General features: G+C 67.3%; 10 protein-coding genes. 2 read left to right on the top strand and 8 right to left on the bottom strand.

Translation table 11 applies throughout. The features are described 5' to 3' along the window. Nucleotide 1 precedes the first annotated feature (1 nt). From WAS25_RS07470 to def, 3 genes are all read right to left on the bottom strand, one after another. The gene (locus WAS25_RS07470) at nucleotides 2-2,833 is read right to left on the bottom strand and encodes a PAS domain S-box protein (RefSeq protein WP_422310892.1); all 2,832 of its coding nucleotides are present in this window, start codon (nucleotides 2,831-2,833) and stop codon (nucleotides 2-4) included. Nucleotides 2,834-2,952: 119 nt separating this feature from the next. Next, the gene (gene fmt / locus WAS25_RS07465) at nucleotides 2,953-3,885 is read right to left on the bottom strand and encodes a methionyl-tRNA formyltransferase (protein ID WP_422310891.1); all 933 of its coding nucleotides are present in this window, start codon (nucleotides 3,883-3,885) and stop codon (nucleotides 2,953-2,955) included. Further along, a complete protein-coding gene (def, locus tag WAS25_RS07460; RefSeq protein WP_422310890.1) occupies nucleotides 3,882-4,385 on the bottom strand; it encodes a peptide deformylase in 504 nt (167 codons plus the stop codon). The genes fmt and def overlap by 4 nt, the downstream gene beginning before the upstream one ends. Before the next feature lie 74 nt (nucleotides 4,386-4,459). On the opposite strand from def, the gene WAS25_RS07455 reads away from it, so the two are divergent. Beyond that, nucleotides 4,460-6,364 carry a peptidylprolyl isomerase gene (locus tag WAS25_RS07455; protein WP_422310889.1) on the top strand — a complete coding sequence of 635 codons (1,905 nt, stop codon included), beginning with the start codon at nucleotides 4,460-4,462 and terminating at the stop codon, nucleotides 6,362-6,364. On the opposite strand, the gene WAS25_RS07450 is transcribed toward WAS25_RS07455, so the two are convergent. The 3 genes from WAS25_RS07450 to WAS25_RS07440 form a co-directional block, all read right to left on the bottom strand. Further along, complete coding sequence (locus WAS25_RS07450; RefSeq protein ID WP_422310888.1) at nucleotides 6,350-6,595, bottom strand: ATP-binding cassette domain-containing protein; 246 nt, start codon at nucleotides 6,593-6,595, stop codon at nucleotides 6,350-6,352. The two genes, WAS25_RS07455 and WAS25_RS07450, sit on opposite strands and share 15 nt — an antisense overlap. A 68-nt stretch (nucleotides 6,596-6,663) precedes the next feature. After that, nucleotides 6,664-7,929, bottom strand: coding sequence for a serine--tRNA ligase (gene serS, locus WAS25_RS07445; RefSeq protein ID WP_422310887.1), 1,266 nt, complete (start codon nucleotides 7,927-7,929; stop codon nucleotides 6,664-6,666). 80 nt (nucleotides 7,930-8,009) lie between these two features. Further along, nucleotides 8,010-9,065, bottom strand: a complete 1,056-nt coding sequence (locus WAS25_RS07440; protein WP_422310886.1) for an asparaginase — start codon at nucleotides 9,063-9,065, stop codon at nucleotides 8,010-8,012. 27 nt (nucleotides 9,066-9,092) lie between these two features. Between WAS25_RS07440 and WAS25_RS07435 the strand changes: the two genes are divergently transcribed. Further along, nucleotides 9,093-10,010 (top strand): YoaK family protein, encoded by a 918-nt coding sequence (locus tag WAS25_RS07435; protein ID WP_422310885.1) that lies wholly within the window; start codon nucleotides 9,093-9,095, stop codon nucleotides 10,008-10,010. Nucleotides 10,011-10,016: 6 nt separating this feature from the next. On the opposite strand, the gene WAS25_RS07430 is transcribed toward WAS25_RS07435, so the two are convergent. Both WAS25_RS07430 and WAS25_RS07425 read right to left on the bottom strand, forming a co-directional pair. Next, nucleotides 10,017-10,865 carry a MerR family transcriptional regulator gene (locus tag WAS25_RS07430; protein ID WP_422310884.1) on the bottom strand — a complete coding sequence of 283 codons (849 nt, stop codon included), beginning with the start codon at nucleotides 10,863-10,865 and terminating at the stop codon, nucleotides 10,017-10,019. A 68-nt stretch (nucleotides 10,866-10,933) separates the two neighbouring features. Further along, nucleotides 10,934-11,578, bottom strand: coding sequence for a hypothetical protein (locus WAS25_RS07425; RefSeq protein ID WP_422310883.1), 645 nt, complete (start codon nucleotides 11,576-11,578; stop codon nucleotides 10,934-10,936). Between the last annotated feature and the right edge of the window lie 50 nt (nucleotides 11,579-11,628).

The following is an 11,628-nucleotide window of genomic DNA, read 5'->3' as shown; positions in this document are numbered from 1 at the left end:
GCTATCCGGCCAGCACGCTCCGGAGTTTCGCCGCCAGCATCGCGATCTGGTAGGGCTTGGCCAGCATGCCGCGGGCTCCCAGCGTCATCAGCTCCTGCACTTCCTCGTTTTCCCCATAGCCGGTGCAGATGATCACGGGGACACGCGGATTGATCCTCTGCAGCTCGATGAAGGCCTCCCGCCCCCCCATCCTGGGCATCTTCAGGTCCAGCACCACAGCACAGAGGCGCTCGTGGAGCCTATCGAACACCTCCACGGCCTCCTGGCCGTCCGCCGCCGTGGCGACTTCGTAGCCCAGGGAGCCGAGGGCCGAAGCGCCCAGCTCGCGAAGCATCTGCTCATCCTCCACCAGGAGGACCAGCCCCTCCCCGAGGGAGCTTCCTGGAATGGGCGCCCGCGGAACCGGTGTCACACGGCCCACCGGCAGGAACAGGCAGAACGTACTTCCCTTGCCCTTGGCGCTGGTGACGGAGATGGCACCCCCATGGGAGCGGATGATGCCGTAGGCCGTGGACAGGCCCAGGCCCGTCCCAGACATCGCGGAGGAGTTCTTCGTCGTGAAGAAGGGCTCGAAGATCCGCTGCTGGATCTCGTGCGTCATGCCCACCCCCGTGTCGGCGACCGCCAGCTCCACGTAAGTTCCGGCAGCGACCGGCAGGCCCGGATGCGTCGCGTCGGAGACCTCCCTGACGGCGGAGGACAGGGTCAGGGTCCCGCGCTCTGGCATGGCCTCCATCGCATTGATGCAGAGGTTCACGAGCACCTGGTGGATCTGCGAGGGATCGCCATCCACCATTGGACAGGCCTCCATGCTCACCACGACCTGGAGGTCGGGGCTCATGGAAGGCCGGATCATGTCCAGGCAGTCACCGACCATGGTCTTCAGATCCAGGGGTTCCACCAGGTTCTTGCCCCGGCGGCCGAAGGCCAGGAGCTTCTGGGTCAGCTCGGCCGAGCGTGAGGCCGCCGCCAGGATGGCCCGCAGATACTTCTGGCGGATCGGATCGGGCTCACCCGCCATCAGCAGGTCTGCGTACCCCATGATCCCGCCGAGCATGTTGTTGAAGTCGTGGGCGACGCCCCCCGCCAGGCTCCCGAGGCTCTCCATCTTCTGGGTCTGCTGTTTCTCCTGCACCAGCAGCCGTGAGGTCGCCTCGGCCCGCTTGCGCTCCGTGATGTCCCGGTGGAAACAGAGGATGACGGGCCCCTTGGCCGTGGACACCAGGCTGGCGGAGACCTCAAGGGGGAAGACATGCCCGTCCTTGTGGAAGTGCTCCACTTCGATCGTCAGGGCCTCTCCGGCCAGGAGCCGCTGCATCCGGGCCTCCGACAGCTGCGCGCAGTCCGGCGTGTCCAGGTCCTTGAGGTTGATGGCATGCATCTCCTCCCGGGTATAGCCGTGCATCCTGGCCAGGGCCTCATTGACTTCGAGCAACTCGCCGGCAGGAGACAGGGTGAAGATCCCCTCGCTCGCCCGGTCAAACTGCGTCCGGTAGCGTTCTTCGCTCTCCCGGAGGGCCTCCTCAGCTTCCTTGCGTTCGGTGATGTCGTGGGCCACCCCCATGTAGCGCGGGCCGCTGGCGGTGGTCATGCAGGCCCCGTTCGCCCGGAACCAGCGCCAGGTGCCATCCGCATGGCGGACCCGGTAGGGGGGGCTCGATTCTCCCTGCCCCGAGGACAGGACGCGGGCGAGATGCTCGCCGCAGGGCTGGACGTCCTCGGGATGGACGAAGGGGGCGAAGGGCTGGCCGACGACCTCGTTCGTGGGGAAGCCGTAGTGCCGCTCCCAGGCCGGAGAGACGAAGAGGAACCGCCCCTCGGCGTCGAGGGTGAAGATGACGTCGATGGACTGCTCGATGTAAGCCCGGAACCTGGCCTCGCTCTCCCGCAGGAGCTCTTCCGCCTCCTTGCGCTCCGTGATGTCCCGGAAGACTCCGAGCACCTGTAGGGTCTCGCCATCCCGCTCGGCCCTCGGTGTGGCGGTGACCAGCAGAGTCCGGAGCACCCCGTCATCCCGCCGGATCTGAAGTTCATAGGTGCTGGAGTACCCCTGGGCCCGGAGTCGGGTTTCCTCCAGAACCTGATCCTGCTGCCCCTTCGGGAGGAATTCCAGGAGGGAGCGCCCCACCAGGCCGCCTGAAGGCACGCCAAAGATCTCCTCGGCCACCGGATTGGCCATCTGGAAGCGCTCTTCCGCATCAACCATCGAAAAGCCCTCGCCCTGGCGCTCCAGGAACTCCCGATGCATGGCCTCGGATTCGGCGAGGCGGGTTCGTTCCTGGTCGAAGCCCTTCAGGATCACCCAGAGCATCAAGGCACAGATCGGCAGGCAGATGAGGTAGCCCGCGATCAGGTCCAGGAAGCGGTCCGTGGCACCCGGGAAGGGGGTGACCAAGTGGGGCCAGGAATATTCGGCGAGAAGCAGGCCAACGATGTTCGCCATCAGCAGGCCCAGCCCCATGATGCGGGCCACCCCCCGAAAAAAGAGCACCGGAAACAAAATGGCGGTGAAGAAGTAGAGCCCGATGCTGCCCTGGGATCCCCCGTTCGGGAACCAGAGGAAGTCCAGACAGATGACGAAGGCCAGCAACATGGTTTTGGAGCAGTAGTGCCCCCGCTTCGCCGCCCAGGCGATGCCCAGAGACAGGAGCCCGAACACGACGATCCCCCGGTTCACCCAGGGACTCAGGCCCTGGTAGCTGTTCACCGGGAGCACGATGAGGAGCGAGACCGTCGCCCCCAGCATGGAGAGCCACTGGAAGAACTGCCGCTCCAGGGGCAGGGAAGCATCCGGGACCACCCAGTCCTTCCAGGCTGACCAACGGCCCCGCACCAACAACCTCCCCGGCCTCCCCGGTTGGGGGAATCTGAATTCACAATCGCTCGAATGATCCGAATCGACTATATAGGATTCTTCGGCAATCCAATTGGGTTGCTAAAGTGACCTCGATCTCAGGTTTCCGCAGACCCGAGCATCCGGCTGCCACTGGAGCCCCAGGGTTGCAGCGCCTGCAGGGCAGGCTGGACGGGCTTGCCGGGCCGCTGGAGCAGGGTGAGCTCCAGGGCACCATCTGTGGTGATGAGCCAGGCGCCCTCCTTGCCCCAGAGCAGCTGCCCGGGATCGCGGTAGCAGGTGCGCAGGGTCCCCACGCCGCAGACCTTGAGGGCCTGGCCCTCCAGCTGCAGCTCGGAGCCGGGCCAGGGCCACAGGGCCCGCACCTGGCGATGAAGGTCCGCCGCGGGCCGCCGCCAGTCCAGGCGGCCCATCTCCTTCCGGAGCTTCGGGGCGTAGGTGGCGAGGGTGTGGTCCTGCGCCACCGGGGCGACACCGCCACCCAGCAGCAGGGGCAGCTGGTCCATGAGCAGCTCGGCCGCATCGACCGCAAGGACCGCCAACAGGGATTCAGCCGTGTCCTCGTGGCCAATGTCCCGATGGGATTGGGCCAACACCGGGCCTTCATCGAGTCCCGGCGTGAGCTGCATGAGGCTCACGCCGGTGTCCTCGTCCCCGGCCAGCAGGGCCTGGTTCACCGGGGCGGCCCCCCGCCACCGGGGCAGCAGCGAGAAATGGAGGTTCCAGACCCCGCCGGGGCAGGAATCCAGCATCCACCCAGGCAGGAGATGGCCATAGGCGACCACCACGGCCAGGTCGATCCTGAGGCTTCCCCACAGCTCCCGGATCTCGGGGGCCTTCCAGCTCAGGGGCTGGTGGACGGTCAGCCCGAGTTCCTGGGCGGCCACCTTCACCGGTGGGGCCTCCACATGGCGCCCACGGCCCGAGGGCCGGTCCGGATTGCAGAAGACCGCCACGATCCCCTCCTCGGCCAGCGCCCGCAGCGCCGGGACGGCCGCGCGGGGGGTGCCCAGGAAGGCGATCCGGGTCATCCCCGGGCCTGCTTCTGGTACTTCTTCTGGAGGAACTGCCGCTTCACGGGGCCGAAGTACTCCACGAACAGCCGACCGCGGAGGTGGTCGATCTCGTGGCAGAAGGCCCGGGCCATCAGATCCTCACCGGTCAGCTCGTGCCAGCTGCCGTCCTTGGCCCGGTTGCGGATCGTCACCTTCTGGGGGCGTTCCAGCACCTCGCGGATACCCGGGATGGACAGGCAGCCCTCGGGTCCCACCTGGGAACCCTCCTCCTGCGTGATCTCGGGGTTGATGAGGACGAGCTGCTGGGCCGGGTCCTCGCCACAGGAGCAGTCGATCACGGCCAGGTTGATGTTCCGGCCGATCTGGGGCGCCGCCAGGCCCACCCCCTCTTCGTCGAGGGCGGTCTCGAACATGTCCGCCACGAGCTGCTCCAGCTCCGGGGTCCAGGTCCCCACATCCTCGCTGTTCTTCTTGAGGCGGGGATCCCCCCAGGTCAACACGGGCAAAACGGCCATTCAACCTCTCCAGCATTCCAGTGTAATCGATGGCCGTTCCCTTGTTAATCTGGGGGGTCCGTCTGGAGCCACGCATGCTTCGTTCCTTCCGCTCTGTCTTCAAATCCAACCGCACGCCCATGGCCGCGGTCATGATCGTCGTCCTCCTGGGGCTGGTCGCCTACCTGGCGCCCACAGGGGGGGCGGTCTCGGCGGATACGGTGGTGGCACGCGTCTATGGCCACGAAGTGCTCATGCGCGAGCTGGCCGAGCACATGCAGGAGCTCTACCAGCGCTACGGCAAGCAGGCCAGCCCCGAGGCCCTCAAGCCCTTCGTCCAGTCCCAGGCCCTGCGGGACCTGATGAACCAGAAGCTCATGGAGGAGCTGGCTGAGCGGCACCACGTGGTGGTGACCGATGAAGAAGTCGGCGCGCGCCTCCGGGCCTTTCTCCGCCAGTACCCGATGCTGCTCGACACCAAGGGCGGCCTGAAGTCCACGGCCGAGCTGAAGCAGATCTTCCAGGAGACCGGGTTCAACCCCGCCATGCAGGAGCGGGCCATCCGCTCGGAGCTGTTGCGCACCAAGCTGGTCCAGCAGTCGGCCCTCCAGGTGCCCGTGGACGAGGCCTGGATCGCCCAGGAACACCGCCTGCGCAACGAAAAGGTCGCCTTCCAGCAGGTGGTCCTGCCCGTGGATGCCAGCACTGTGGCCGATCCCGGCGACGCCACCTTGGATGCCTTCTACAAGGCCGGGGGCGAGCGCTTCCTCCAGCCGCCCCGCCGCGTGATCCAGTTCGTGGCCGTGGACCGAGCGGCCCTGGGCAAGGACATCGAACCCGACGAGGCCTCCCTGAAAGCCGCCTTCGAGGCCCGCAAGGGGGACACCACCGAGTTCAAGGCCCGCCACATCCTGTTCAAGGCCGAGGGCGACACTCAGATGCAGGAGGCCACCACCAAGGCCCAGCTGCTCCGGCAGCGCCTCGTCAAGGGCCTGGACTTCGCGAAGACGGCCGAGGAGCAGAGTGAAGATCCCAGCGCCAAGGGCAATGGTGGCGACCTGGGCTGGTTCACCGCCTCCAAGATGGTCAAGCCGTTCTCCGAGGCCGCCGCGGCCCTGAAGCCCGGCGAGATCAGCCAGCCCGTGCGCACCCAGTTCGGCATCCACCTCATCAAGCTGGAGGGGCGCCGTGAGAAGAAGTTCGAGGACCTGAAGGCCCAGCTCACGCGGGAGATCTCCGACAGTCGTTTCAACTCCCGCGCCCAGGAGCGCCTAGAGCAGATTCGCAAGCGGGCCAACGGGGGCGACCTTGCCGCCGCCGCCAAGAGCCTGGGCAGCCCCGCCCAGCTCAGCCAGCCCTTCGGCAATGAGCCTTCCGCCCAAGTCGAGGGCCTGCCCGAGCTGTCACAGTTCGCCGCCGAGGCCTTCCGCATGAAGGTGGGCGATGTGTCGAAGCCCATGGCCTTCCCGACCCGCCACCTGCTTTTCCGGGTCCAGGAGGAGCTGCCCGAGGCCGTGCCCCCCTTCAAGGAAGTCCGGGCCAAGGTCCTGGCGGCCTTCCGCCTCGAGGAAGCCCGCAAGCAGGCGGTGGCCAAGGCCCAGCAGGCCCTCAAGGCCGGCGGCCTCCAGGCCGTGGGTCCCGTCACCGAACAGGCGGCCGCCCCCCTCAGTGGTGTTCGCGACTTCGTCACCCATCCCGGCATCCGCAAGGCCCTCCTGGAGACTGCCATCGGCCAGACCACTCCCGTGCTCTGGACCCAGGACGGCAAGCTCTGGGTGGCCCGCATCAGCTCCCGCGAGCCCGCCCCGGCTCTCACCTTCGAGACCCGCCGCAGCCTCATCCAGGATGTGCAGACCACCGAAGCCCAGAAGCTGCTATCCGCGGAACTGCAATCCCTGGATCAGCAGGGTCGCCTGCGGCCGGGCTTCAGCAGCCTGTGGGGCCACTTCGGCGGCATCTACATCAATACCAGCGCCGCCCAGATCTCAACGGAGGAGTAGGCACCTCGGCGTGGCCTCCAGAAGCTCCCGCAGGTGGGGTTCGAGCGGGTCTGAAAACAGGTTTGCCGCGGACCCCTGGCACAGGGTCTGCCCGTCGTGCAACAGGAGCAGTTGATCGCAGAGAACCTGCACCGAGGGCAACTCATGGCTCGCCAGGAGCAGGGTGGTTTTTCCCGAACCGCTCGTACCGAGGACGCCCCAGGCTTCCCCCGGAGCGATGGTGAATGACACGTCCTTCAGCGCCCAGCTTCCCTCACGGCGAAGGCCCAGGCCTTCTGCGCAAAGAAGTGGCGCTGCCGTCAGCGGATCACCTCGGCGCCCATGAAGGGCCGCAGGACTTCAGGCACCACGATGCTGCCGTCGGGCTGCTGGCAGTTCTCGAGGATGGCCACCCAGGTGCGGCCCACAGCCAGGCCGCTGCCGTTCAGGGTGTGGGCGAAGGCGGGCTTGCCCTCCCTGCCCTTGGCGCGGATGTTGGCGCGCCGCGCCTGGAAGTCGCCGAACCAGCTACAGGAGCTGATCTCACGGTAGGTGTTCTGCGAGGGCAGCCACACCTCCAGGTCGTAGGTCTTCTGGCTGCTGAAGCCCATGTCACCGGTGCAGAGCAGCACCCGGCGGTAGGGCAGCCCGAGGGCCTCGAGGATGGCTTCCGCGTCCGCGGTGAGCCTCTCGAGTTCGGCTTCCGCCTGGTCCGCGGCCGCGAAGGTGACCAGCTCCACCTTGTGGAACTGGTGCTGGCGGATGATGCCCTTGGTGTCCCTGCCGTAGCTGCCGGCCTCGCTGCGGAAGCAAGGCGTGAAGGCGCAGTGGCGCAGGGGCAGCGAATCCGCACTCAGGATCTCGTCGCGGTAGAGGTTGGTGACGGGCACTTCCGCCGTGGGAATGAGGTACAGCGAGCTCTCGCCGTGGGGCGTCTTGAAGAGGTCCTGCTCGAACTTGGGCAGCTGGCCCGTGCCGTACATGCTCTCGGCGTTCACGAGGTAGGGGGGGATGACCTCCAGGTAGCCCGCGGCTGTCTGCCGGTCCAGCATGAAGGCAATGAGGGCCCGCTCCAGCTTGGCCCCCTGCCCCTTCAGCACGGAGAAGCGCGCGCCGCTGATCTTGGCCGCCCGGTCCAGGTCCAGGATGCCGAGGGTCGTGCCCAGCTCCACGTGATCCTTGGGCGCCCCGATGCTGGGAACCTGGCCCCAGCGCTTGATCTCGACATTGGCATGCTCGTCGCGGCCATTGGGCACGCTGGCATGGGGCGGGTTGGGGATGCCAGCCAGGAAGTCCTTGAAGGCCGCCTCGATCTCGCGCTCGGCGGCTTCCAGTTCCTTGAGCTTGTCCCCGACCTCGCGCTGCTGGGCGATGAGGTGGTCCGCGTTCTCCTTGACCCGCTTGAGACGCCCCACTTCCTCGCTGACGCGGTTGCGCTCGGCTTTCAGGGCCTCCGCCTCCTGCAGCACGGAGCGGCGGCGCTGGTCCAGTTCCTGATACCGGGCCCGGTCCAGGGTGTAGCCGCGTTCCGACAGGCGGGCCGCCACGGCGTCAAGATCGTTGCGGAGGAGATTGGCGTCGAGCATCTGTGGTTCCCGGAAACCTTCATTCTAGCTGGCTCCAGTCGCGCCACAGCCGCGATTGGACTTGGCCTTCGACCGGAAGATCAAGCCTGCGGCCAGGCTCCTTCAGGCGTGGGCTCTCCGGCCCAGGCCACGCCGAACGCCTCTCGCACTTCCGCGATGCCGCCGCCCGCACCCAGGATCAGGCCCAGCTTGGCCAGGGCGGCCCAGCGGGTGTGCAGGCCGCCGGAGACGGCACCGAAGCCCTCGATCTTCCGCCCAAGTTCATAGGCGGAGAGATCAATGCCGCCGTAAGGGCACTGGGAGGTCACCACCACGGGCAGCTGGCGTTGTCGGCAGTCCTCCAGGAAGGCCTGCAGGTCGGGGCGGTCCATGGGCAAGTTGCCGGCGCCGAAGGCCTGGATGAGGACGGCTTTCGCCCCGGCGGGTACAGGAAACCAGGCCATGCCCGGATGGGGCGTGACGGTGCGGACAGTGAGGTCCAGCTCGGCGCCCAGCCCTGCGGGCACCTGCCGGGGGAACTGGCCCGCCTCGGGGTGGAGGCGGATCTCGGCACCGATCTCGGCCAGGGGTGGCAGGTTGGGACTCTGGAAGGCCTCGAACTGGCTCACGCTCAGCTTGTCAGCGGCCACGCCCCGGAGCCAGTGGGTCCCGAAGCAGATGCCCACCTCGGGGATGGCGCGACAGGCCAGGTCCACGGCATTGACCAGGTTGCTGCGGGCATCACTGCGCACGAAGGCCAGGGGCCGCTGGCTGCCGGTAAGTACCACGGGCTTGCCGAGATCCGCCAGGAGAAAGCCCAGCACGGAGGCGGTGAAGGCCATGGTGTCGGTGCCGTGGATGATGACGAAGCCATCGAACTCGGCCGCGGCCGTCCGCACCCGTCGGCCCAGGGCCAGGATGTTCGCCGGCTCCATGCAGGCCGAGTCCTGGTTGAAGGGCACCTCCACCGACAGCTCCGCCAGCTGCCCCAGCTCCGGCACCTGCTCCAGCAGGTGGTCCAGGAACTTCCCGGGCGCCAGCGAGGCAGGTTCCCCGCTGGGGGCCATGCCGAGGGTGCCGCCGGTGTGGAGGAGGAGGATCTTGGGCATGGGATGAGTGTACAGGCTGGAGGCCGGAGGCAGGAGGCGGGAGGCCACGTCCCGACCAAGTAGACTGAAGCATCGATGCGCCGCATCCCTCGAACCATCCAGCTGATCGTGGCCCGCTACCTGCGGCGGCTGCTCAGGAACCGTCTGGATGGCCAGCAGCTCCAGGCGGCCGTGGAATCCGCCCTGGCCACGCTGCCCATCCAGGAGAAGCTGCTGGTGCGCGAGGGGGCGCTGCGTTCGGAGACCCTCAACCGCCAGCTGGCCTGGGCCATGGCCTTCGTGGCCGGCGCAGTGAATGCCGGCGGCTTCCTGGCGGTCAGCCACTACACCTCCCACATGACCGGTGTCGTGTCCTCCATGGCCGACGAGCTGGCCGCGGGGGACCTCACCACGGCCCTGGCTGCCCTGGCCATGATGCTGAGCTTCCTCGGCGGCGCCTTCGTGTGCACCACCCTCATCAGCTTCGGCCAGCGCCACCGCATGCGCAGCCGCTACGCGCTCACCCTCGCGCTCGAGGCGGTGCTGATGCTCATCTTCGGGTTCATGGGGAACCGGCTGCAGCAGGAGATCCAGTTCACGCTGCCCATGACCGTCATGCTGCTCTGCTTCATCATGGGCCTGCACAACGCGGTGACGTCCATCATCTCGGGTGCTGCGGTGCGCACCACGCACCTGACGGGCACCGTGACGGACATCGGCATCGAGCTGAGCCGGCTGAGTTACGTCAACATCCACAACCGCCACGGCCGTGAGCGCATCGTCGCCAACCGCCAGAAGCTTACCCTGCTGCTCCTGATCCTGGCGTCCTTCCTCGGCGGAGGCGTGGTGGGAGCCCTGGGCTTCCGCCACATCGGCTTCAAGGTGACGGTGCCGCTGGCGGGGTTCTTGTGCTTCCTGGCCGCCAGGCCGCTGCTCCTGGAGCTGCGCCTCCTGCTCCACCGCCTACGGAAACAGTGGGCCCCAACGGGTCAGGACACGCAGCAGGGCGGCTGAGGCCGATCAGAACACATCCAGCCCGCTCATCCTTTCCACACCATCGATCTTTCGGGTCCGGACGGCTCCCTGGCCGCCGATGAGGAGCCGGCAGCCGGCGGGTAGCCGGTCCTTCAGGTCCAGGAGAAGGCGCCGGGTCGTCTCCCCCGAGGACTGGATGGACAGGCTCACGGCCACGGTCTCCACCCTCAACGCACGGGCCGCCTGGGCGATGCTCGCCACCGGCAGGTCCACCCCCAGCAGCTCGGTCCGGACCCCCAGGGAGGCGTAGGCCAGGGCCGCCATGAGCAGTCCCAGCCGATGCCGTTCGCCCGGCAGGGTGCTCAGCAGCACGGACCCCTTGCCGGTCACGGGCCGGCAGTCCAGGCGAAGCTGCCTCAGCAGGTCCTCCAGCACCTCGGTGACCAGATGCTCGTGGTGGATGTCGATGGCCCCTTCCGCCCAGGCCATGCCCACCCGGTCCAGCAGGGGCGCCACCACCTGTTGGAGGAAGGGTTTCCAGCCCATCAGCTCGATCGACTCCCGGAGGAGGCCACGCATCCTGTCGGTGTCCATCGCCGTGACCGCTTCGAAGAGGCACTCGACACGGGGATTGTCCTTGGGGATCAGGAGCCGCTTCAGGGCCGCCTCCCCGGTCCTGGCCATCTGCGAGGGACGATGGCCCTGGGCAACAGCCTCGGCCATGAGCCGCAGGTGATGCAGGTCCTCCGGGCGATAGCGCCGGTGGCCCGAGGGCAGCCGGACCGGCACGGGAAAGCCGTACCTGCGTTCCCAGACCCGCACCACGTCCGCCGAGAGCCCGGTCTCGGAACAGATATCCCCTATGCTCAACAGCTCAGGCTCGACCTTGGTCATGAGTCCCCCGCCCCAAGGGAACATGATAGTCCGTCTCAACCGGTTGTCCAGGTTTATACTGAGACAATTTAGACGGCCACCACGGTGGCCTTCACCTCGTCAAAGCCCTGATCGCTGGTGCAACTCACGACCACGGCACACTGGCCCGGCTGGCTCGGGGGCAGCTGAACCTCGCCCGTGAACAGGCCGTCGGCGCCCGTCCGCCCCGAGAGCAGACCTGTGGCCTTCTTGAGGCTGGACACGAGCTTCACCGCGACCTCGGCGCCGGCGACCGGGCTCTGGCTCTGGCAGAGCCTCGCCAGCACCTGCACCCTGAAAAGGTTTCCGAAGGCCGGCTTCAGGGGCTGGTTCAGCACGAGCTCCAGGGTGTCCACATCGCCTTCCTGCTGGAGGAACTCCAGGATGGCCTGGTCCAGGGGACGGTCGTTGAAGGCCTGCTGTTCCAGCAGGTCCGGGGGCGTCAGGTCGTACTTCCCGTTCTTGATGTCCCGGATCACCGCCCGATGCTGCTCATCCATACGGCTCTGGATCACCGACTCGGTGATCGGCGGGGCAGCGATGAGGTCCTCGTAGGAGGAGCGGTAGCTGTCCAGGATCTCGCCCCCCACGTAGATGAGGGTCTCGATCTTGGGGTTCGACAGCCCCTTGTCTTCCGTCTGCACATGGAAGACCCGGTTCCCGTGGCGCACATCCGTGTTGTAGCCGGTGATCATGAGGGGAACCTGGAGGACATCCTGGGAGGCAGAGGGGGCACGCGCTTCAT

Source organism: Geothrix sp. (genome assembly GCF_049292215.1).
GTDB lineage: Bacteria > Acidobacteriota > Holophagae > Holophagales > Holophagaceae > Geothrix.
The sequence above is the reverse complement of the archived record's forward strand: the minus strand, read 5'-3'. Positions and strand labels throughout refer to the sequence as shown.

Coding starts and splice junctions, on each gene's coding strand:
- def (WP_422310890.1), bottom strand. CDS start 4,385: ATGGCCGTTTTGCCCGTGTTGACCTGGGGGGATCCCCGCCTCAAGAAG.
- WAS25_RS07430 (WP_422310884.1), bottom strand. CDS start 10,865: ATGACCAAGGTCGAGCCTGAGCTGTTGAGCATAGGGGATATCTGTTCC.
- serS (WP_422310887.1), bottom strand. CDS start 7,929: ATGCTCGACGCCAATCTCCTCCGCAACGATCTTGACGCCGTGGCGGCC.
- fmt (WP_422310891.1), bottom strand. CDS start 3,885: ATGACCCGGATCGCCTTCCTGGGCACCCCCCGCGCGGCCGTCCCGGCG.
- WAS25_RS07435 (WP_422310885.1), top strand. CDS start 9,093: ATGCGCCGCATCCCTCGAACCATCCAGCTGATCGTGGCCCGCTACCTG.
- WAS25_RS07425 (WP_422310883.1), bottom strand. CDS start 11,578: ATGATCACCGGCTACAACACGGATGTGCGCCACGGGAACCGGGTCTTC.
- WAS25_RS07455 (WP_422310889.1), top strand. CDS start 4,460: ATGCTTCGTTCCTTCCGCTCTGTCTTCAAATCCAACCGCACGCCCATG.